19 protein-coding genes are annotated in these 20,872 nt (G+C 69.6%); 11 read left to right on the top strand and 8 right to left on the bottom strand.

The window, feature by feature from the left end:
- Nucleotides 1–7: 7 nt before the first annotated feature.
- The 5 genes from AB0B85_RS16175 to AB0B85_RS16155 all read left to right on the top strand — a co-directional run bounded on the left by AB0B85_RS16175 (nucleotide 8) and on the right by AB0B85_RS16155 (nucleotide 3,336).
- A complete protein-coding gene (locus tag AB0B85_RS16175; protein WP_357407866.1) occupies nucleotides 8–268 on the top strand; it encodes a hypothetical protein in 261 nt (86 codons plus the stop codon).
- Nucleotides 265–912 (top strand): hypothetical protein, encoded by a 648-nt coding sequence (locus tag AB0B85_RS16170; protein WP_357407864.1) that lies wholly within the window; start codon nucleotides 265–267, stop codon nucleotides 910–912. The genes AB0B85_RS16175 and AB0B85_RS16170 overlap by 4 nt, the downstream gene beginning before the upstream one ends.
- Complete coding sequence (locus AB0B85_RS16165) at nucleotides 899–1,324, top strand: hypothetical protein (RefSeq protein ID WP_357407862.1); 426 nt, start codon at nucleotides 899–901, stop codon at nucleotides 1,322–1,324. The genes AB0B85_RS16170 and AB0B85_RS16165 overlap by 14 nt, the downstream gene beginning before the upstream one ends.
- 97 nt (nucleotides 1,325–1,421) lie before the next feature.
- A complete protein-coding gene (locus tag AB0B85_RS16160) occupies nucleotides 1,422–2,753 on the top strand; it encodes an AAA family ATPase (protein WP_357407860.1) in 1,332 nt (443 codons plus the stop codon).
- On the top strand, nucleotides 2,734–3,336 hold the full coding sequence (locus tag AB0B85_RS16155; protein WP_357407858.1) for an RloB family protein: 603 nt from the start codon (nucleotides 2,734–2,736) through the stop codon (nucleotides 3,334–3,336). The genes AB0B85_RS16160 and AB0B85_RS16155 overlap by 20 nt, the downstream gene beginning before the upstream one ends.
- A 31-nt stretch (nucleotides 3,337–3,367) precedes the next feature.
- Here AB0B85_RS16155 and AB0B85_RS16150 read toward each other — a convergent pair whose 3' ends face one another.
- On the bottom strand, nucleotides 3,368–4,222 hold the full coding sequence (locus AB0B85_RS16150; protein WP_357407856.1) for a DUF3152 domain-containing protein: 855 nt from the start codon (nucleotides 4,220–4,222) through the stop codon (nucleotides 3,368–3,370).
- A gap of 436 nt (nucleotides 4,223–4,658) precedes the next feature.
- Here AB0B85_RS16150 and AB0B85_RS16145 point away from each other — a divergent pair, with 436 nt between their 5' ends.
- Complete coding sequence (locus tag AB0B85_RS16145; protein WP_357407854.1) at nucleotides 4,659–5,543, top strand: helix-turn-helix transcriptional regulator; 885 nt, start codon at nucleotides 4,659–4,661, stop codon at nucleotides 5,541–5,543.
- Nucleotides 5,536–5,730, top strand: a complete 195-nt coding sequence (locus tag AB0B85_RS16140; protein ID WP_357407852.1) for a DUF397 domain-containing protein — start codon at nucleotides 5,536–5,538, stop codon at nucleotides 5,728–5,730. Before AB0B85_RS16145 ends, AB0B85_RS16140 begins: the two co-directional genes overlap by 8 nt.
- 136 nt (nucleotides 5,731–5,866) lie before the next feature.
- On the opposite strand, the gene AB0B85_RS16135 is transcribed toward AB0B85_RS16140, so the two are convergent.
- From AB0B85_RS16135 to AB0B85_RS16120, 4 genes are all read right to left on the bottom strand, one after another.
- Nucleotides 5,867–6,343, bottom strand: coding sequence for a hypothetical protein (locus AB0B85_RS16135; protein WP_357407850.1), 477 nt, complete (start codon nucleotides 6,341–6,343; stop codon nucleotides 5,867–5,869).
- 72 nt (nucleotides 6,344–6,415) lie between these two features.
- Nucleotides 6,416–8,107, bottom strand: coding sequence for a SulP family inorganic anion transporter (locus AB0B85_RS16130; protein WP_357407848.1), 1,692 nt, complete (start codon nucleotides 8,105–8,107; stop codon nucleotides 6,416–6,418).
- Complete coding sequence (locus AB0B85_RS16125) at nucleotides 8,104–8,442, bottom strand: metalloregulator ArsR/SmtB family transcription factor (protein WP_112604395.1); 339 nt, start codon at nucleotides 8,440–8,442, stop codon at nucleotides 8,104–8,106. The genes AB0B85_RS16130 and AB0B85_RS16125 overlap by 4 nt, the downstream gene beginning before the upstream one ends.
- A 134-nt stretch (nucleotides 8,443–8,576) precedes the next feature.
- The gene (locus AB0B85_RS16120) at nucleotides 8,577–8,702 is read right to left on the bottom strand and encodes a hypothetical protein (RefSeq protein ID WP_357407846.1); all 126 of its coding nucleotides are present in this window, start codon (nucleotides 8,700–8,702) and stop codon (nucleotides 8,577–8,579) included.
- A 368-nt stretch (nucleotides 8,703–9,070) separates the two neighbouring features.
- Between AB0B85_RS16120 and AB0B85_RS16115 the strand changes: the two genes are divergently transcribed.
- Nucleotides 9,071–11,203 (top strand): GDSL-type esterase/lipase family protein, encoded by a 2,133-nt coding sequence (locus AB0B85_RS16115; protein ID WP_357407844.1) that lies wholly within the window; start codon nucleotides 9,071–9,073, stop codon nucleotides 11,201–11,203.
- A 147-nt stretch (nucleotides 11,204–11,350) separates the two neighbouring features.
- Here AB0B85_RS16115 and AB0B85_RS16110 read toward each other — a convergent pair whose 3' ends face one another.
- Nucleotides 11,351–13,801 (bottom strand): glycoside hydrolase family 2 protein, encoded by a 2,451-nt coding sequence (locus AB0B85_RS16110; RefSeq protein WP_357407842.1) that lies wholly within the window; start codon nucleotides 13,799–13,801, stop codon nucleotides 11,351–11,353.
- 111 nt (nucleotides 13,802–13,912) lie between these two features.
- Between AB0B85_RS16110 and AB0B85_RS16105 the strand changes: the two genes are divergently transcribed.
- Complete coding sequence (locus AB0B85_RS16105) at nucleotides 13,913–14,932, top strand: LacI family DNA-binding transcriptional regulator (RefSeq protein WP_357407840.1); 1,020 nt, start codon at nucleotides 13,913–13,915, stop codon at nucleotides 14,930–14,932.
- A 6-nt stretch (nucleotides 14,933–14,938) separates the two neighbouring features.
- Here the strand turns inward: AB0B85_RS16105 and AB0B85_RS16100 are convergent, their stop codons facing one another.
- On the bottom strand, nucleotides 14,939–17,332 hold the full coding sequence (locus AB0B85_RS16100) for a GGDEF domain-containing phosphodiesterase (RefSeq protein ID WP_357407838.1): 2,394 nt from the start codon (nucleotides 17,330–17,332) through the stop codon (nucleotides 14,939–14,941).
- 215 nt (nucleotides 17,333–17,547) lie between these two features.
- On the opposite strand from AB0B85_RS16100, the gene AB0B85_RS16095 reads away from it, so the two are divergent.
- Nucleotides 17,548–17,922, top strand: a complete 375-nt coding sequence (locus tag AB0B85_RS16095; RefSeq protein WP_357407836.1) for a PH domain-containing protein — start codon at nucleotides 17,548–17,550, stop codon at nucleotides 17,920–17,922.
- 9 nt (nucleotides 17,923–17,931) lie between these two features.
- Here AB0B85_RS16095 and AB0B85_RS16090 read toward each other — a convergent pair whose 3' ends face one another.
- A complete protein-coding gene (locus AB0B85_RS16090) occupies nucleotides 17,932–18,858 on the bottom strand; it encodes a 2-hydroxyacid dehydrogenase (RefSeq protein ID WP_357407834.1) in 927 nt (308 codons plus the stop codon).
- Between the two features lie 186 nt (nucleotides 18,859–19,044).
- On the opposite strand from AB0B85_RS16090, the gene AB0B85_RS16085 reads away from it, so the two are divergent.
- Nucleotides 19,045–20,862, top strand: a complete 1,818-nt coding sequence (locus AB0B85_RS16085; RefSeq protein ID WP_357407832.1) for a SpoIIE family protein phosphatase — start codon at nucleotides 19,045–19,047, stop codon at nucleotides 20,860–20,862.
- Nucleotides 20,863–20,872: the final 10 nt, after the last annotated feature.

The raw sequence follows: 20,872 nt of genomic DNA, 5'->3' as shown, positions 1-20,872 counted from the left end.
CGCAGCGATGAGCGTTGGCGAGGTCAAGGCGTCTCTCCGCGCCGCCATCGAAGCCGCCCGCCAGGGACGGCGGGTTTTCGACCAGGCAGCCTCTGACACGGAGGCAGCCACCCGAATGGCGGACGCCGTGCTGCGGGGCAGCCGCGACGACGACGTGGAAGCGGTACATCAGGCGCTTGTCGCAGCAAGCGCAGAGGTCGAACCGACCCGCCGCCGCTTCGACAACGCCGCCAAACACGCAAACACCTACCTCACCCGCCTCGGATGAGTGGCAGCATCGCCGAGGTCGTCGCGCAGCTTCTCGCCGTACGCGGAAAGCTCGACACCGCAGCCGTTACGGCGCTGCGCGCCCGGACGGACGCGGAGCAGGCCCTGGCGCACCTGGCCGGGGTGCAGCGGGGCAGTGCTGACCGAGGGTTGAGCGCGGCAGTCGCGGACGCCGAGGTGGCCCGCGACAAAGCCGGCCGCTACGCCCGCCTCCTGGCCGAGGCTGCCCGGCACATCACCGGGTATGTCAACACCATCGCCCCCGGTGCCGCCCCTACCGAACCGGCAGGGGGCGACGCCTCCCCGACGGGGGAACGTCTACTGACCGAAGCCGAAAGGCGTGGGCGCCGGGCCGACATCGCCTGGCGCAAACAGGTCCAGAAGGCCGACAACACCGAGGACAGCCTGAAGAATGCCGAGACCAACGCCAAAGCAGTACTCAAGTTTTTCAAGCAACAGCAGGAACGCCCCACAAGCGGCACGACGAGCCCTCAACCCACGCCGGCTCACGAACGCCCGCAGGTAGACAACCCGGTGACCGCCGTAGTGATGGCAGCTGGCGCGTTGGCGGTGACCGCGAAGGCCATATGGAACCATGGCAAAGCTCGACGAGCGAGGGAGCGAGACGAAGATGATCAGGCCTGAGCTGCCGGAGTACATCCGGACGATGGTGCGCGGCGATCACGCCGCCAACGATGCGGTTGAGGCAAGGCTTGACGTCGAAGGGTGGGACGGGCTTCCTCGCTTCCTCGCGGCGGTCTTCTTCCTCGCCGTCGATCGTCGCTTCGGCGAAACCACCGGGCGTGCTGAGGTCATCACGTTCGTCGGTGGCCTCCGAGCAGGGCTCGCTGACGGTGGACCCGAGATCGATGCTGAGGCCGCCGAGACACTGATCATGTCGATCATCGATCCGTCAATCGACTACTCGATCAGTCAGGAGATGATCGGTCGCATCCAGGCGGCCACGGTGCAGAAAATCCTTACGGAGGAAAACCTGACCGACAACGAGCTGGATGCCATGCTCGCCGAGGCGGTCAGGATCGCCTCACGGGCCTGAGGCGCGCAGCTTCGGCAGCGACTGCATACGCCGCGATTAAAACGCCGCCAGCGGCAAGGCTGGCCTGCATCGCCCACGAGCTAGGGGCATGCGGCCAATGCTGCTGAGTTTCCGCTTCGCCAACCATCGTTCTTTTCACGACGAGCATCAGCTGAACCTGACGCCCGTCTACGGCGACGGGGCCGAGGCCGACGAGCCGGCTCCGCAGGCGGTCCAGGTCGTCGGCATCTTCGGAGCCAACGCGTCGGGCAAGTCGAACTGTCTGGGCGCGCTGGCGTTCATGCGACAGATGGTCGTGGAGTCTGACCGGGCGGTCGAGCCCGGGGTGGGGCTGTCCCGGGAGCCGTTCCGGTTGGATCCGCTAGCCGGCACCCAACCATCGCGCTACGTCGTCGACCTTCGGCTCGGCGGGATCAGACACACCTATGGCTTCACGATCGACGACGACCGGGTGCTGGAGGAGTGGCTCTACCACTATCCACTGGGACGCCGCCGGCGCGTCTTCGAGCGCGACGGTGACGTCTTCAACTGGGGTGAGGAGTCGGGCCGGCGCAGCGACCTGGAGCAGATCGCTGGTATCACCGCGCCAACAGCTCTATTTCTCAGCACGGTCGCGCGCTTTGGCCACAGCCGACCCCAACCGGATCCGACAAACCCACAGCCGTTGCATGACACCTACCGGTGGTTCTACCTGACAGGCCAACGGACTGACCCCAACTCCGGGCTGTCCGCCCTCGTCCGTATCGGCCAGTCGGATGCCGATGAGGTACGCCGCCTGGTCGTTGACCTGTTGCAGGCCGCCGACGTGGGGATCGTTGACGTCGTGATCGCCTCTGATTCGGGTGATGATCAGGCCGTCTGGTCCGACCTGCCAGCCAGAAGATTAAGCGACCGACTAAAGAAAGCCGTCGCGGCTATCCGGCCCTCGCCCCGCGTTCAGTTCGCTCATCAGGGCCCGCACGGCACAGCACTGCTTGACCTGCAGGACCAGTCGACCGGCACCCGGCAACTGCTGACCCTGGGTCTGCATGCCGCAGCGATGCTACGTACCGGCACCACAATGCTGATCGACGAGATCGATGCGAGCTTGCACCCGATCCTGACCGCCAAGCTCATCAGCCTGTTCCGTAGCCCGGCCGCGAACCCGCTCGGTGGCCAACTCATCTTCACCAGCCACGACGCCGCCCTGCTCGGCACCCTCGACGCTGAGGAGATCCTGCGCCGCGACGAAATCTGGTTCGTGGAGAAGGATAACGAGGGCGCCTCCTCGCTGTATCCGTTGACCGACTTCAAGCCTCGGAAAGAAGGTGAGAACCGTCAGCGCCGTTACTTGAACGGCAACTACGGCGCAGTTCCCAACCTGTCCACCGACCTGTTTGAGCAGGCCCTTGCCACCCGTGGAGGCTCGGATGACGCCCCGGCAGGGTGATCGGCGTGCCTCGGGCTCGATACGGTCCGGCCGTGGCCACGAGACCGATCTCCGCCGACGCGCATCGACCCGAGAGCAGCGGAAGACCATACTGATCGCCACCAATGGTGAATCCACCGAACGGGACTACTTCAACGGTCTCAAGCAGGAGGCGTGGGTGCGCCCTCGGGTGGTCGTCGTGGCAGAGCGCGGGTCCCCGGTCAACGTGGTACGAGGTGCGGCGCGGCGGCGGCAGCGCGACGACTTCGACGAAGCATGGGCCGTCTGCTACGTCGACGACTTCGCCACTGAGCCGGCAAACCGCGAATCTGCCGCTAACGACGTCAATCTAGCCTGGTCCAATCCCTGCTTCGAGGTGTGGCTACTGCTCCACTATGGCAACTGCACCCGGTTCGTGGAGAACGCCAAAAGAGCCCGCGACCTGCTGCGGGAGCATGACCCCTCCTGGGACAAGACCAGACTCAACTTCGGCAACTTCCGCGACCGGATTGAGGACGCCTGTCGGCGGGCTGGTCAACTCGACCCGCCCCCGGACGGCAATCCGTCGACCTCCGTTGGGCACATGATCGCTGCGCTTCGTTGATCAACGTTGCGGCGGGGCGGGGATCACCGGGTCAGGATGGTGCCCACGGTCCGCTGACGAACTGCCCGTTGCCGACGAACGGGCTGACGTTGGGCACGCACCCGCCCAGATCTATCGTCTGCGTCATCATGACCGGGGCCGGCTTGCCGCGACCGCCGCACTTCATGTGCGCGAATCCGAGGAAGTGGCCGAACTCGTGGTTGATGACGCCCGCGTGGTACTCGTCGATGCTGACCGGATATCCCGGTGAGCCCTGGAGCCACCGCCGCAAATTGATCATGATCGTCTTGCCGTACTTGCACGAGTAGACGCCCTCGGTGTCGACGCCGCTCGCGCCGCAGAGTCGGTCCACTGTCCTCGGTGTCGCGAGCCTCACGTCGACGTCGACCTTCGAGCTGCCGACCCGCTGGAAGGACCACGACGCCCGGTTCAGGTTCACCGCGGAGTTGGTGACCGGGTGTTCTGCGGAATCGGCCCACCCGTTCGGTGCCGCCAACACCTGCTCGATGCTCTCGGCGAACCGGTCCGGCTTCCAGGCCGGGATGTCACCCCAGGCGATGCCCTTCTCCACCGAGACGCTGTAGCGCACCCGCTTCCGGCCCGTACCGATCACGCGACCGTTGCCGGTGGCGGTGGTGAAGGTGCCAGCAGCCCGGGTGGGGATCTGCTCGTCGGTCGGAATATCCGGAGTCGGGCTGGAGGTCGGTGTATCACCGGGACGCGCAGCACTCGGACCTGAGCGCGGAACATCGCCCCGCCCGGAAGCCGGCGCCATCGCCGTGTCACAGGCGGCGGTCGCCATCACCAACACCAACGAGATCGGCACGAGCAGCCGTCCGTTGATCCACACGTTGCAGCCTCCAGGATCGATCACGGTCAGGAACACCGGAAGGCTATGTGGCGGCAGGTAAGGAAGATGTCAGGATGATCGGTATCGATACCGTGCCAGAGCTTGGCAGAGCGGACACGTCATCTCACGCTCCGTAGCCACGGGTGCGGTCATTGCAGGACGCTCCACCGCCCGTCCAGCTTCCAACTCCTACCGCTGGCGGCGCGGGTCACGGGTCCGAGCGAGAAGGCGTACCCCGTCGTCGTCGCGCCGGAAGGGCGCGCACGAAGCAGCACCACCCTTCCTGAAATTCCGACCGACACTCATCGGCGCGGTAATTGCGCGTCCACCGCCGTTTTCGGAACCGTCTTGTAAGGTCAGGGCGCTATCACAATGGATATCCGATCACATTGTTCCAGTATTCGTGCGCAACATTTACCTGTTGCAGAACGGCTGTCGGGATGTTGCAAAACTCAACAGGAAGGAGAGCCGGGTGGCCGATGACATGGGCTCGACGGTGCCCCGACGCCAGCTCGGCAGGGCGTTACGTGACTTGCGCACCGAGGCGGGCGCGACCCTCGACGCGGTCGCCGAAGCGCTGGAGTGCAGCCGTCAGAAGGTGTGGCGGATCGAAAGTGGGCTCGGTTCGGTGCGCGGCGTCGACGTCCGGGCGATGTGCGAGCTGTACGGGGCAACGGGCGAGCTGACCCGGGCGCTGACCTCACTGGCCAGCGAGACAAAGGCGAAGGGCTGGTGGCACGCGTACGGCGACGCCGTCCCGGAGTGGTTCGAGCTGTACGTGGGCCTGGAATCCGCCGCGTCGAAGCTCCGCTTCTACAAAAACAGCCTCGTGCCCGGCATCCTTCAGAGCCGGGACTACGCCAGGGGCATCTACCGCATCGACCAGCCCGACATGAGCGACGACGACCGAGAGCGCGCGGTCGAACTTCGACTGCAACGGCAGTCCCTGCTGACCCGTCGCCTACCCCAGGCTCCGCAGGTGCAGGTGATGCTCTGCGAATCGGTGCTCCTACGGCCGGTCAGCAGCCCCGAGATTATGGCGGACCAACTCCACAACTTGCTACGACTGACTCGCCTGCCGAACATCTCGATTCGCGTGTTGCCCTTGGCCGCCGGACCGCATCACGGCACTGTTGGGGGCGAGTTCGTGCTTCTTGACTTTCCGCTCGGGAACCGCACCACCCCTGAGCCTCCGTTGGTTTACAGCGAGGCGATCACCGGCGCCCTCTACCTCGACCGTCCCCACGAGTTTGCGACCTACGAGAAGGTCGGGTCGAGCTTGCTGTCACTCGCCCTCGATGAGGGACAATCGTTCCAACTGATCAATAAGATCATCGGAGAGGTTCACAATGGTTGACCTGACCGCCGCCCGGTGGCGCAAGAGCACCCGCAGCGCGGGCAACGGCGGCGAGTGCGTCGAAGTCGCCGACAACCTGCCCGACGTTGTCGCCGTACGCGACAGCAAAGATCCGCACGGTCCGGCCCTCACCTTTGCTCCCGTCGCCTGGGCCACGTTCGTCCAAGCGACCGCCACCATCCGCTGAGGCTTCGGTGGGTGTCTCGGGAGTCGCCCGGACACCCACCCGCAACGGCGTAGTGACAGAGAACAGAACGGCTGCCGAGAAGGCCGGCAAACTCGCCCACCTGATCAGCGAGGCAGCCGACCGCGTCAGCGCATAGTCACCCGGTGGCGAGGTTGATGGCGACGCCGATCGGGATGGACGCCGCCAGGCCTACGACCAGCCACCACAGTTGCTCGCGCCGGGCGCTCCGCTGCGCGGAAGCGGCCAGTGTCGCGATGCGCGCCATGTTGCGCTTCATGCCGGCCCGGCGGACACGGCTGGTGCTCGACACCATCAGTTGGTGCCTGCGGACAGACCGGGAGGCATACACCACAAGCTCGGGGTCGTAGTAGTAGTCGCTGCCGCCGCCTGTCGCAGCCGGGCCGCCAGCTTCACCGGTGCCGTGCCGACGGTGCCACCGCCCCAGGGTGCGGACGATCAACCACCACACCGCGCCGGCGGCGACCACGAGGACGAGGCTGGCCACGATCGAGGCGACGGCCCACGGATCGGGGACGACGAACCCCACGGCACCGACAGGAATGGCGGCCACGACAAGTGCCTTCGCCACGACTGTGGCGCTGAATTCCCGCATGTCTGTCATTGAACGGTCACCGCGCCACCGCACGTCCCCCGCTATCCGGAAGGCGACAGCAGGCCGTACCGCTCAGTCGGCGGGTACGACCGTCGGCTGGCCCATCGCAGGAAGCGCTACCGCGCGGGCGTACCGGATGGCGGCGGGGGTGTCCGGGAAGACCAGCCCTTCGCGGCGCAGGTCGTCAGCGACTCCGAGGGTGGCGAGGACCTGGTCGTGGGCGGGGGTGATGCCGGAGAGCAGGACGGTGATCCCGCGTCCGCGTAGCCGCCGGATCGCATCGCCGAGGACGTGCGCACCGGTGGCATCCATCGTGGTCACCCGGGACATCCGCAGGATGACGACACGGACGTCGCTGACCTCGGAGAGTTCGAGGAGGAAGGTGTGGGCGGCAGCGAAGAAGAGCGGCCCGTCCAGCCGGTACGCGACGATGTGTTCGGTGAGCAGCGCGTACTCCTCGGCGTTGTGTTCCCCGGGGTCGAGGGGCACCTGTTCCAACCGGGCGCTGCGGGCCACCGCGCGCAGGGCGAGCACCACTGCAACGCCGACGCCGACCGCGACGGCGGTGACGAGGTCCCAGATCACGGTGACGGCGAAGGTGAGTACCAGCACTACCGCATCACCTCGGGTGGCCCGGGCCAGCGCCCACAGCGAGCCGGCCTCCACCATGCGGACGGTGGTGGCCAGCAGCACCCCGGCCAGGGCGGCGAGCGGGATCCGGCCGACCAACGGCGCGGCGGCGAGCACGATCGCCGCGAGGGCGACGGCGTGGGTGAGGGCCGCCAACTTCGATGCCGCCCCGGCGCGGACATTGACCGCCGTCCGGGCGATGGCGGCGGTCGCCGGGATGCCGCCGAAGAGTGGGGCGGCGAGGTTGGCCAGCCCTTGACCGAACAACTCCCGGTCCGGGTCATGCCGCTGGCCGACGGTCATGCCATCGGCGACGGTGGCGGAGAGCAGGCTCTCCAGGGCGGCGAGCGCGGCGACGGCGAGCGCACTGGGCAGCAGCACGCCCAGCGCGTCGAGGTCGAGGAAGCCGAGGGAGGGCGCCGGCAGGCCCTGCGGCAGCGCGCCGATCCGGGCCAGATCGACCGGGATGAACTCGGCGAGGACGGTGGCGGCTCCCACGCCGAGCAGGGAGAACGGCAGGCCGGGTCGCCACCGGGCACCCAGCAGCATCAGCGCCGCGACGGCGAGGGCCACCGCCAGTGCGGCCGGCTGCGGGTGTACGACGAAACGGGCGACCGCGTCGAAGGCGACGGCCCAGACCTTCTCTCCGTGCGCGTCGCTGATGCCGAGTGCGGCGGGTACCTGTTGCAGCGCGATGACCACGGCGATGCCGGCGGTGAAACCCTCCAGCACCGGGGTGGGCAGGTAGCGGACGTACCGGCCCAGGCGGGCCAGGGCGAGCGCGATGAGCACCAGGCCGGCCATCGCCCCGACCATGAGCACGCCGGTGGCTCCGAACTGCTGCACCACCGGGACCAGCACCACTGTCATCGCCCCGGTCGGCCCGGAAACCTGGAGGTTGGAGCCACCGAAGACAGCGGCCACCGCGCCGGCGATCACGGCGGTGATCAATCCGGCCTCGGCGCCCAGCCCGGAGGTGACGCCGAACGCCAAGGCCAACGGCAGCGCCACCACCGCCACGGTGAGCCCGGCCAGCAGGTCCCGGCGCGGTGAGCGGTGGACGGCCGCCCAGTCGGCCCGACCGGGCAGCAGCCCGAGGATCCGCTCTCGGGCCACCGGGATGGCGCGGCTCACCTGTCCGCGCCGGTGGCGCGTAGCTCCCCGAGGAGGCCGTCCCGGTCGGTGAGGACCGCGCCGAGGATCCGCCGCCCGGCGGCCAGCAGGTCGGCCACGTCCGGGGTGCTCAGCGCGTACATGACGAGGGGTCCGTCGCGATGTGAGGTGACCATCCCGGCGCGGCGCAGCACGGCGAGTTGCTGGGAGAGGTTGGATGCCTCGACCTCGATGACGGCGAGCAGGTCGCGGACCGGCTTCGGGCCGTCCTGGAGCAGTTCGAGGACCCGGATGCGCACCGGGTGCCCGAGGGTGCGGAAAAGTTCCGCCTTCGCCTGGTACAGCGGGACCGACATGAGCACCTCTCCCTATGGATGCGAAGACTTTAGCACTTGAAGAAGTCTTCAATCGTGGGCCGTGCGGGCTAGTGGTCCGCCACGTGATCAATCAGGCCCTCCACCACCAAGGGTCTGACCAAAGGCCTGTCCGCTCAGATGTCGTCGACGCAGTGCAGCACCGGGCGGCTGGTCAACGCCGGCGGGCCCAACGCGGCGTCGGCGCGCACGGTGAAGGTCGCCGACTCACCCGGGAGCAGGGTGGCGAGGACGGCGTCCACAGTGGCGGAGGCGTCGAGACGGCTCGGGCACAGTCGCGCAGCGCCGCACCGGCCGTGACCCGGACCCGCTGCCCACCGTCGACCGGCTCGACCGCGGCGTCCCGGGCCGGCGCCGGCCAGTCCACGTCCCGGTCCACGGCGAAGAACCACAGCGCCCGCTGATTACTCCGGCCGGCGCGATGCGCAATCGCGGTGAGCGGCGGAATCTGGTCAATCCACCTGATCCGTACGGCCAGGCCGCTCCTCTCACGTGGAGATCACTAGCATCGGCACGCATACAGGTCAATGGCCCATAGGGCTGTTACGCGCAGAGTCGTCAGATCCTAATGTGTCAACCACGTATTTTCATGAGTTGTCACGGGGGTGACATGCGCAATATTGGACGTTTGCTGTGCTCATTGCTGCTGATGGCGGGATTTCTAGCAGTAGCGCCCACACCGGCACAGGCGGCGGTTACCAAAATGATGATTGTCGGCGACTCGATCAGCCAGGGATCCTCTGGTGACTTCACCTGGCGCTTCCGTCTTCACGAGAGACTGGCCACAACCGCTCCGGGTGCAGTTGATTTCGTGGGCCCAAAAACCGACCTCTACAATAATGTAACGAATCAACACGGCTCGACCGCCTACGCCAACCCGTCGTTCGACCAGGCCCACAACGCATTTTGGGGCCGTCGGCTGTCCGACGAGAAGATTGCAATTTCCGGCAAAGTCGCAACGTCGGGGGCCGGCGTCCTGCTCGTGCTACTCGGAATCAACGACCTCGTGCAGGGAGCAAGCCCGAGTCAGGTTGCCCAAGACATGCGGGGCTTCATCGCCAACGCGAGGTCGGCCAACCCCGGGGTGGATTTCATCATCGGTCACACCCTCTCCCGGTACGACATCTGGCAGTCCACTCCGGAAAACGTCCAGGACACCAGGCAACTGAACGTGCTCTACGATCAGCTCGCGGCGGAACTCAACACCTCCAATTCGCGAGTCACCATCGCCAGCCCCGATTTCGAGTGGTACCCCGAATACTACACCTGGGACGGAACTCACCCGAATTCGACAGGCGAGGCACGAATTGCTGCTGCCTTCACGGATGCGCTCGCCGGATTGGGGATTGGTTCGCCGTACGGAAGCCGGCCATCGTTCGTCCAGTGGAACAGCACCGGTAACCAGCCGAGCGTCGCACCGCTCGACAGCGCAGCCTCGCTCACCTGGGCCAGCAAACCGGGGGCGACGGGATACCTCGTCGAACGGCGCAACGTCACGCTCGGCGAAACCGCCTTCACCCGGCTCCCCTACCCGGTGAACGGCACCAGCTTCGTCTCGAATTTTCTCGCTCCGGGGTCACGAGTGGAATTCCGGATAGTGCCCACGAAGGGCACCATGGTCGGGCGCCCCGGCACTTCCACGGCAGTCACGATCGGCGGACCCGACCCGTCCAGCCGACCGACGCTGACGGCCGCTCCCGCGACCGAAAACTCAATTCGGCTATCGTGGAGCGCGGTCCCGAACGCGAGCGGCTACCACATTGAATATATCGACCTGACGAAGTACCGCACCGAACCGAACTGGATTCGCCTACCGTGGCCAATTCCTGGCACCACTTTCACGCAGGACGTCCTCTTCCCTGGCCACTGGTACAGGTTCCGGGTTGTTCCGGTAAATGGGTTCAACGAAGGCACACCCTCGCTGCCTGTCGAGGCGCGCACAAAGGGACGACCGTTTGACCGTTACAAGAAGATCAACTCCCTTGGAGATTCCTACTCCTCAGGGCTGGGCGCTGGTGGGCAGGGCGGATATACGGGTGGCAACTGCAAGCGAACGACAAACGCCTGGCCCTACTTCGTAGCGCCCTTCGACCGGTCGAGTTTCGATCACCAGGCCTGCTCCGGTGCGACCATCCCGAGCTTGCGGGCCGGACAACTTTCCACCGTCTTCCACAACCCAGGCGAGGAGGGGTTGGTAACACTCACCATCGGTGGGAACGACGTCGGCTTCGGCAACTCGCTGCAGACCTGCCTGACCCAGACTTCTTCCTGCGCTGGCCTCGAACCGTCCATCGCTGACAAGATCGACAACCTCAAGCCCAGCTTGGTGTCGCTGTATTCGGACATTCGAACCCAGGTTCCGGGCGCCGATATCGTGGTCGCCGGCTACCCCTTACTGATCGAGCCGCCAGGATCAGGCGACTGCAACCTGTTCGTCAACCTTCAGTTGAAGGATGACGAGAAGTACATGATTCTGCGCCTCGGCGCTCGACTGAATGCAGTGATCAAGGACGCGGCTCGCACAGCCGGGGTCATGGAAGCCGTGGACGAGACGGTCGCCCAGTTCGACGGCCACGCGGCTTGCTCGACGAACGGCGAATACATCAATCAAACCGCTGCCGGCGCACTTCCATACGATGCTTCCGGCAGCTTCCACCCCAAGTCTTCAGGGCAGACGGCTTACTCCATTGCGGTGAACAACCGTTTGACCACACTCTTCAACGGTGGCTGGACTCGACGCTGACCGACGCGTGGGGCGGGCGTCGCCCGCCCCACGCCACGGGCCGCCTCGCGACTTCTGCGACTCGGCGGGCACCGCGCGGTATTCCTCGGACACGGTTACTCAGCGGCGGTCTCGGTCACGTCCCGGTGATCTCGTCCGGCCCTTTACCTAGCTCCGCTCGATGTCGTTGACGCAACGCAGCACCGGGCGGCTGGTCAGCGCCGCAGGGTCCAGCGGCCCGCTCGCCCGCACGGTGAAGGTCGTCGACTCACCCGGCAGCACTGTGACAAGCGCGGCGTCCACAGTGGCTGAGCCGTCCAGGCGGTCCGGGAACAGGACCAGGTCGCGCAGCACCGTACCGGCCGTGACCCGGACCCGCTGCCCACCGTCGACCGGCTCGACAGTCGCGTCCCAGACCGCCGCCGGCCAGTCCACGTCCCGGTCCTCGGCGAAGAACCACAGCGCCCGCTCCGCGGTGTCACCGGCCTCCGCGACAAGCAACTCACGCCGGGCATCCTCCGGTCGTGCCAGCTCCGCCGGCAGCGCCAGCGTCACCGCCGAGTACGCCGGGACGTCCAGCTCCACCGTCGTCTTCGCCCTGGGCTCGCCGGTGAGGGCCACCCGGCTCACCGAGGCCGAGGCCTGCCAGGGCGTGCCGCCGTCGTTCACCGCGACCAGGGCCAGCCCTCCGTCGCGGGGCTGGACGGTGAGCAGCCGGTCGGCGTACGCGTGGCGCAGGGCGTACCACAGGGGTTTGCGACGGCCGTCGCCGTCGACGGCCGACCAGGAGGTGACCGGCCAGCAGTCGTTGAGCTGCCAGACGATGGTGCCGGCGCAGATGCCCCGGTGGGACCGGAAGTGCTCCACCCCGAGCTGGATGGCGCGGGCTTGATTGAGTTGCGTCAGGTAGTGCCAGTCGTCGAAGTCCGCAGGTGCGGGCAGGTGGGCGTCCAGCCCTCGTTGGAGCTTGGCGTCGCCGTTTGCCGCCTTCTGGTGGTGCGCCATGCCCGGTGAGTCGTGCGCCAGGGGGTCGTCGCTCAGCGCCCGGCGCACTGTCGCGTACGCCGGTGGGGCCTGGTAGCCGAACTCGGCGACGAAGCGGGGCACGTACTCCCGGTATCTGGTGTAGTCGTCGGTGTTCCACACGTCCCAGATGTGGGTGGTGCCGTGCGCCGGGTCGTTCGGGTGGATCGTCTCGGTGCCCGACCAGGGGCTGCCCGGCCAGTACGGGCGGGTCGGGTCCAGCTCGGCGACGGTCCGGGGTAGTACGTCGAGGTAGTAGCCGCGCCCCCAGGTCCGCCCGGCCAGCGGCTCCTGCCAGTCCCAGTCGTGCCAGCCCCAGATGTTCTCGTTGTTGCCGGTCCACAGCACCAGCGACGGGTGGGGCGTCAACCGGGTGACCTGCTCGGCGGCCTCGGCGGCCACCTCGCTGGCGAACGGCTCCTCCTCCGGGTACGCGGCGCAGGCGAAGAGGAAGTCCTGCTGGACGAGGAGCCCCCGCTCGTCGGCGAGGTCGTAGAAGTCCGCCGACTCGTACCGGCCTCCGCCCCAGACCCGCAGCAGGTTGACGTTGGCCTCGGCGGCCTGGTCGAACCGGTGGGCGAGCCGGTCGCGGGTGATCCGGGTGGGGAACGTGTCGTCCGGGATCCAGTTGACCCCACGGACGAACACCGGGACGTCGTTCACCGACAGTGTGAACGGGGTGCCGTGCTCGTCAGGGGTGGTGTCGAGTCGCACCGAGCGGAAGCCGATCCGGTGTGACCAGGTGTCCAGGGTGTCGCCAGCCGCTGCGTGCACTGTCACCTCGATCGGGTGGCGTGCCTGCGCGCCGTACCCCCGGGGCCACCAGAGCGCGGGCTCGCGGACCGTGAGGGTCAGCACGGCCGTGCGCTGCCCGGCCGGAACGAACACCTCGGCGTGCGTGCCGGCGACGACGGCCCGGACGGTAAGCGGAACGTCGGCGACCCGCTCGATGTCGATGTGCAGCTCGACCCGGCCGTCGCGGCCGTCCATCGTGACGAGTGGCCGGACGGCGGCCAGCCGGGCGGTGGACCAGGCGTGCAGGCTGATGTCCTGCCAGATGCCGGCCGTGACCAGGGTCGGCCCCCAGTCCCAACCGAAGTTGCAGGCCATCTTGCGGATGAAGTGGAACGGCTCCGGATAGGCGTTGGGCCGGTCGCCGAGCCGCTCCCGCTGCGCCTCGGCGTAGCGGTACGCGGAGTCGAACGCCACGGACAGGTCGTTGTCGCCGTCGCGCAGCAACGCGCGGACGTCGAACCGGTAGCCACGGTGCATGTTCGCGGTGCGGCCTACCTCGACGCCGTTGACGGTGAGCGTGGCCACGGTGTCCAGGCCGGCGCAGACCAGGTCCACCCGGTCGTGTTCGCCGACGGGGCGCCGGATGCTCGTCCGGTAGTGCCAGTCGGTGCGCCCGATCCAGGCCACCGCCAGTTCGTTGTCGTCGAGGTAGGGGTCGGGGATCAACCCGGCGTCGAGCAGGTCGGTGTGGACGCACCCCGGCACTGTCGCGGGCACGGCCCGACCGGCGATGGTGTCGGGAACCTCCGCTCCGGGTGCCGCCCGCAGGGTCCAACCGTCGTAGAGTGCCTGTCGGCTCAACTCCGCACCGCACCTTCCGCATCGAGAGACGTCCACTGAACCGGATAAGCTGAGCCACCGTATGGTTCGGATTTCGGACTGTCAACGGCCAGCTAGCGAAGGAGCACGCCGGTGAAGCGGCCGACCATCGCCGACGTCGCCCGGCACGCCGGCGTGTCCAAGGGCGCGGTGTCGTACGCGTTGAACGGGCAACCCGGGGTCTCCGAGGCCACCCGACAGCGCATCCTGGCCATCGCCACGGAGATCGGGTTCCGCCCGAGCAGCGCCGCCCGCGCGCTCTCCGCCGCCACCGCCGGGGCGGTCGGCCTGGCCCTGTGCCGACCGGCCCGGATCCTCGGCATCGAGCCGTTCTTCATGGCGCTGATCAGTGGCGTCGAAGCCGAACTGTCCGCCCGCTCGTACGCGCTGACCCTCCAGGTGGTGGCCGACCCGGACGCCGAGATCGCGGTCTACCGGCGCTGGTGGGGCGAGCGTCGGGTGGACGGGGTGCTCGTCTGCGACCTGCGCACCGACGACCGCCGCATCCCCGCCCTGGAGCAGCTCCAACTGCCCGCCGTGGTGATCGGCGGGCCCGGTGGCACCGGCGCGCTGGCCAGTCTCTGGTCCGACGACGCGGCGGCGTTGACCGAGACGGTGGAGTACCTGGTCGCGCTCGGGCACCGGCGGATCGCCCGGGTCGCCGGCCTGCCCGACCTGCGGCACACCGAGATCCGCACCGAGGCGTTCGCGACGGTGTGTCAACGGCTCGGTCTGCTCGACGCGGTCACCGTCTGGTCCGACTACACCGGCGAGGAGGGCGGGCGGGCCACCCGCCGGCTGCTCAGCTCCGCCCGGCGGCCCACCGCTGTCATCTACGACAACGACGTGATGGCCATCGCCGGGCTCTCCGTCGCTCAGGAGATGGGGCTCGGCGTTCCCGCCGACCTGTCCATCGTGGCCTGGGACGACTCACCGCTGTGCCGGCTGGTGCACCCCGCGCTGACCGCGCTGGGCCGGGACATCCCGGCGTACGGCGCCCACGCCGCCCGGCAACTGCTCGCCGTCATCGGTGGGGAGCCGGCGCGCCGGGTGCAGGACGAGACGCCGCAGCTGACCCCGCGGGGCAGCACCGCACCACCCCGAGAGAGATGAACCGGTTCAGCGAGATGCTGACGGAAACTCCTCGAAGTACGCCTCCACCCGTTCGGCGGTCGCCGGGCGGGCCAACGCGAACCCCTGCCCGTACCGGCAGCCACCCCGGCGGGCCACCTCGACCTGCGTCGACGACTCCAACTCCTCGGCGACGATCTCGACGCCCAGCCGCTCACCGACGTTGACCACCACGTCGATCAGCGGTGGTTGCCCGTCCGGCCGGGCGCTCACCAACTCCGGGCCCACCTTGAGCAGGTCGATCGGCAGCCGACGAAGCTGGGCGAGCGAGGCGTGCTCGGCCCGGAAGTCGTCAAGCGCGGTGCGGACGCCAAGCGACCGTAGCCCGGCCAGCCGGGCCACCACTGTCGTCAGGTCACCCGCCACCCTCGGCTCGCTCACCTCCACCACGAGCCGCTCCGGCGGCACCCCGTACGCGGCCAGCACCGCCGCCGTCCGCTGCACGAAGTCCGGCGTCGTCAACTCCCGGGTGGTGACGTTGACCGCCATCCACAACTCCCGGACGCCCACCGACCAGTTGGACAGCTGCCGGCAGGCCCGGTCCAGCACCCACCACTCCAACTCGCCGACCAGGTCCAGGTCCTCGGCGACCGGCAGCAACTCGGTCGGAAGCACAGTGCCGAGCACCGGGCTCCGCCAGCGCAGCAGTGCCTCCGCGCCCACCGGTTGCCCGTCGGCCAGGTCGACCACCGGCTGGTAGACGAGATCCAACTCGCCCCGGGCCACCGCCCCGGGCAGTTCGCGTTCCAGGTCGAGCCGGCGTACCAGTTGTTCCTCCAGGAACGCGTCGTACCACTCGACCCGGTCCCGGCCCAGTTGCACCGCCCGCCGTCGGGCCAGCTCGGCCTGACGGAGCACGTCCGCCGGTCGGTCCCCGCGCACCTCGGCCAGCCCGATGCTGGCCTGTACGCGCACCGCCGAGCCGGCCAACAGGTAGGGCGGGGCCAGCGCGCCGAGCAGCCGGGTGCCCAGCGCGTACGCCAGCACCGGGCCGGCGGGGGTGACCACGGCGAAGCCGGCACCCGCGCAGCCGGTGACCAGGTCCTCGGGAGCGATCACGGCGCGCACCCGGTGCACCGCCTCGGCCAGCACGTCCTCCCGGGCGGTCGGGCCGATCACGTCGGCGACGTGCAGGTCCACAAGCAGCAGCGCGCCGGACGGTGCCGGCACGTCGCCGATCGCGGCGAGGGCGTCCAGCAGGGCCGCCCGGTCACCGGGCGGACCACCGCCCGCCGGAACGGGCAGCCGGCTCAGCGCCGACCAGCCGGTGCCATCCGCCGGGGTCCAGGCCGAGCCGGCACCCTGCGCGGTCGCCGGGTCGGCCGTGTCACCGGCGGGGTGGGATTGGTCGTGCCCGGGGTCCGCCGACGGAAGAGCACCAAGCCAGCGTGGCTGGACCGCATGGCGGTGCCGCACCTGGCTGCCGGCGGATCGACGGTGGGCGGCGGGTCGCGCCATACCGGCCGCGTCACCCGCACGCAGCAGCTCGCGGAGCACCAGGGGCGGCACCGCCGCCAGGGCCAGCAACACGCTCGTCCGATCCGGTGCGTGGCCGGAGGCCACGTGCAGACCCGTCGCCAGCAGGACCACCGCGGCGGGCAGCACCGACCGGGGCCAGGCCGAAGCGATCGCCGCCGCCGGCTCGGTGCCGTCCGCGTCCGCCGCGTCGACAGCTCCGACCGCGACCAGCAACATTCCGAGCACCAGCGGGGGTACGGCCAGCAGGGCCACCCGACCGGTCGGCGCGGACGGCAGCGCGGCGAGCAGCACCAGCCCGCCGAGGGTCAGCAGGACACCGCCCCGGCAGACCGCTGTCCCCGAGCGTGGCCGCGGCCCGGCGAACGCGGTGAGCGCGGCCATGCCGAGCCCACCGAGCGCCAACGCGGCAAGCAGCCGGGGCGCAACCGGCGGGCCGGCACCGGGCAGCAGCAACCAGCCGGCAAGGGCGAGCCCGACGGCCGGCCCGGCCGACTCGACGAGCCCGCGCAGCCGAACCCGGACAGCCGGGCGCGTCCGGCCGGGCAGCCGGCGCAGCCCGGCCCCGGCGAGGGCCGCCACGAGTAGCGCCCCGACCAGCACGGCGACGCCGTGCCCGCCACCGGCCAACGGCAGTGCGACGGCGGTCAGCCCGGCCGTCACCACCGCCGCGTCGAGCAGCACGCCTGCCGTTCGCGGTGACCGGCCCACGCGGCGCGAGACGGCCAGCCGGGAGAGCCGTAGCCCGGCGAGCGTGGCGCCGGCACCGGCTGCCGACGCGATCACCACCGCGGTCGGCACCAGGTCGAGGGCACCGGCGAAGAGGAGCAGCGCCACCGCCGTGGACGTGGCGGTCTCCGGGGCCCGGCGGGGGACGAGGACGCGGAACGGGTACGCGAGGAGCACGGCGGTCGCCTTCGTGAGGGGGCACGGGGCGGTACGACGGTGCGGGACATCGAACATTCCTGGTCCGCTGTCCAACAATTGTGAACGATCGGCGGCCAAATCGGTTACGTGTCGGTCACCCAGAGGAGACAACGACCTGTGTCACTCTACGACGTTGCACCCCCTCGGCACCGCCCGCCGCGAGCCGGACCGGTCGGGGGTGGGATCATCGGAGGGTGAGTAAGTCCGACACGGTCCGCTTCCGCTACAACCAAGCCATCCTGATCGCCGCGGTCATCGCCTTCTTCGGTGCGCTGCCACTTGCCAACGCCCGGGTCTACCTGCTGCCGGTGCTGCTCGTTCCGCTCGCCGTCGGGGTCTGGGCCTGGCGGGCCGGCACCGACGCCGACGCGCGGGAGCTACGGTTGCGGGCGTTGGTCGGGCAACGCCGCCTCACCTGGGACCAGGTCGTCGAGCTCGCCACCGACAAGCGCGGGCGGGCGATCGCCCGGCTCGACGACGGCCAGCAGGTCACCCTGCCGGCCGTCCGGGGCGTGGACCTGCCCCGACTGATCTCGGCCACCGGTCAGAGCCTGCCGCACGCCGGCTGAGGTGTCCGGTCAGTAACCGTCGACCACCGCGTTGATCAGCGGCTGGCCGGCGGCGAACCGGCGAACCTGATCACCGACAAGTCGGTAGGCCCGCGGCAGCAGGCCGCGCACCGACCCGGCCACGTGCGGGGTGAGCAGCACGTTCGGCATCACCCAGAGCGGCGAGTCGGCAGGCAGCGGCTCCGGGTCGGTGACGTCCAGCGCGGCCGAGATCCGGCCGGTGCCCAGCTCGGCGACGAGCGCCTCGGTGTGCGCCACCGGCCCGCGGGCGGCGTTGACGAGCAGCGCCCCGTCCGGCATCGCCGCCAGAAAGTCCTTGTCGATCAGGCCCCGCGTCTGGTCGGTGAGCGGCACCAGCACCACCACCACGTCCGCCTCGGGCAGCAGCCGGGGCAACTCCTCGACCGCGTGCACCCCCTGCTCCGGGCGGGCCGTCCGGGCGACCAGGGTGAAGCTCACCTCGAAGGGGGCGAGCCGGTCGCGCACCGCGGTGCCGATCGAACCGGCGCCGATGATGAGCACCCGCTTGCCGGTCAGCTCGTCGGTCGGGGCGTTGCCCTGGTACGCCCAGCGCCGGTCGGCCTGGGCGCGGACGAACGCCGGGAACGCCCGCAGCTGGGTGAGGACCGCGGTGACCACCCACTCGGCGGTGGACGGGTCGTGCACGCCCCGGGCGTCGCAGAGGGTGACGCCCGGCGGCGTCCGGCCGGCCCAGGCGTCGGCACCTGCCGAGAGCAACTGGACCACCGCCAGGTCGGGCAGCTCACCCAACAGCGCCGTCGCGTCGCCGCCGGTCAGGAACGGTGGCACCCAGATGCGGACGTCGGCCACCGACGAGGGCAGCCGGTCGGCGTGCTCCAGGACCTCCACCGTCACATCCGCGGGCAGCTCGCCCATCAGGTTGAGGCCGGCCGGGTTCGGAATCCATACCTTCACGTCAGCCGACGATAGTCCCCACCGCCGCGGCTGGCGCGGGCACGGGCGCGAACCGGCGTGCCGGGGGATGGCGCGCGCCGCCGGGGCGGGCGAGACTCAGCACACAGATGTTCGACGCGGGCCTGAACGAGGTATAACGAAGGGCCGGAGGGCCGGTCGGCCTCCGCCCCAGCAGACAGGTGCTCGATGACCGACGGCTCCCCCGCCACCGCCCGGCGCCCGATCGCCGCACCCGCGGCACTCGCCGACCCGGAGCGGTTGCGCGCGCTCGGCGACACCGGGCTCGGCGCCGCCCCGGACGAGGCGTTCGACAGGTTCGCCCGGCTGGTGAGCGACCTGCTGGACGTGCCTGTCGCGCTGGTCTCCCTGGTCTCCGCCGACCGGCAGTTCTTCCCCGGCGCGTTCGGGTTGCCGGAGCCCTGGTCGGAGCGGCGGCAGACACCGTTGAGCCACTCGTTCTGCCAGCACGTGGTGGACATCGAGGTGCCGATGGTGTTGCCGGACGCCCGGCTCTACCCCCGCGTTCGCAACAATCTGGCCATCGAAGACCTCGGTGTTGTCGCGTACGCCGGGATGCCGTTGACCGACCTCTCCGGTCGGGTGCTCGGTTCGCTCTGCGCCATCGACAGCAAGCCCCGCGCGTGGACCGCCGCGCAGCTGCGGACCCTGGCCGACCTGGCGGCCGCCTGCTCGTCGGAGCTGCGGCTGCGCATCGCGCTGGACGGCGCACAGGAGGCACGGCGGCGGGTCGTGCAGGCACACGAGCGGCTGGAGCTGCTGGCCGGGGTGAGCGAGACGCTTGCCGGCACCCTGGACGTGGGCACCGCGCTGCGCCGACTCGCCGCCGCCATGGTGCCGCTGCTCGCCGACTGGTGCCTGCTCACCCTGATCGACCCGACCGGCGTGCCGCGTGAGGTGGTCTCGGTGCACCGCGATCCGGCCCGCACGGCGGACATCGAGCGCTTCGGTGAGTTGCTGCGCACCGGGCTGAGCCCAGAATCGTCGATCCGGGCGGTGCTCCGGACCGGCCAGCCCCGGCTCGGCAGCGTCGCCTCGCTGGCCGACGTGACGAGGGGCACCACCGACCCGGAGATGACGTCGATCGCCGACCGCCTGGGCATCGCGTCCTACCTGAGTGTGCCGGTCCGGGGCGCCGGCGGCACCGTGTTGGGCGCGATCACGCTCGTCAACGGCGCCGAGCGGCAGCAGTTCGACGACCGCGACCTGCTCACGGCCGTCGATATCGGCCGCCGGGCCGGCCAGGCCGTCGGCAACAGCTCGATGTACGGCGAACAGCGACACGTCGCCGAGGTGCTGCAACACAGCATGCTGCCGCGGCTGCCGGTCGTGGCGGAGCTGGAGCTGGCGGCCCGCTACCAGCCGGCGGCCGACCGGGTGCAGGTGGGCGGCGACTGGTACGACGCGTTCATCCAGCCCGACGGCGATCTGATCGCGGCGATCGGGGACGTGGCCGGGCACGACATCGAGGCGGCGGCGACGATGGGTCAGCTGCGCAACCTGGTGCGGGGCAACGCCTTCGGCCGGCCGGACACGGTCGGGGCGCTGCTGAGCAACCTGGACGGCGCGATCCGCGGCCTGCGGCTGCCGATCGCCGCCACCGCGACGCTGGTCCGGATCTGTCCGCAGGACGCCGGTGTCCACGAGGTGACCTGGTCAAACGCCGGGCACCCGCCGGCCCTGGTGATCCGCGTCGGCGGCTCGGTCGAGATGCTCGAGGCGACACCGGAGCCGCTGCTCGGCCTGGCCCGGCCGTCGCCGCGGACCAGCCAGTCGACGAGCCTCGCCACCGGCGACACCCTGCTGCTCTACACCGACGGGCTGATCGAGCGGCGGGACCGGCCCATCGACGAGGGGTTGGCCGAGCTGATGGCCCGGCTGACCGGCACCGACACGCTGCCCCTCGACACGCTGTGCGACCTGCTGCTCGCCGCCATCGGTCACCGGGAGGACGACACCGCACTGCTGGCCGTACGGGCCCGGTGAACGGTGCACC

Source organism: Micromonospora sp. NPDC049044 (genome assembly GCF_040649215.1).
In the GTDB taxonomy this organism is placed as follows: domain Bacteria; phylum Actinomycetota; class Actinomycetes; order Mycobacteriales; family Micromonosporaceae; genus Micromonospora.
The sequence above is the reverse complement of the archived record's forward strand: the minus strand, read 5'-3'. Positions and strand labels throughout refer to the sequence as shown.